The following is a 324-nucleotide window of genomic DNA, read 5'->3' as shown; positions in this document are numbered from 1 at the left end:
GAAGTGGCCTTCCAGCAGGTCGCCCAGCGCGGCGGGGGCGTGTACCTTGAAGGTCTGCGGCTCGGGGTACAACTCCTGTTCGGACGGGGCGAACAACACGTCGCAGCCGTGGGCGGCCAGCTGCTCGCAGTCGGCGGCCAGGGTGCGGGGGTAGGTGTCGAAGTCCTCGTGCGGCAAAAACTGCAGCCGGTTGACGAAGATGCTGGCCACGGTCACGTCGCCCAGCGGCTTTGCCTGGCGCACCAGGGCCAGGTGCCCGGCGTGCAGGTTGCCCATGGTGGGCACGAAGGCGGGCGCGTCGAAGCGGGCCAGCACCTGGCGCAG

At 70.1% G+C, this 324-nt stretch carries 1 protein-coding gene; it reads right to left on the bottom strand.

What is annotated here, in order from left to right:
- Nucleotides 1-324 (bottom strand): pantoate--beta-alanine ligase (locus HA630_RS26760; protein ID WP_243855315.1); only part of this gene is annotated, 324 nt, incomplete at both ends.

This window comes from Aquabacterium sp. A08, assembly GCF_011742065.1.
This window is presented reverse-complemented; position numbering and strand designations above follow the sequence as displayed.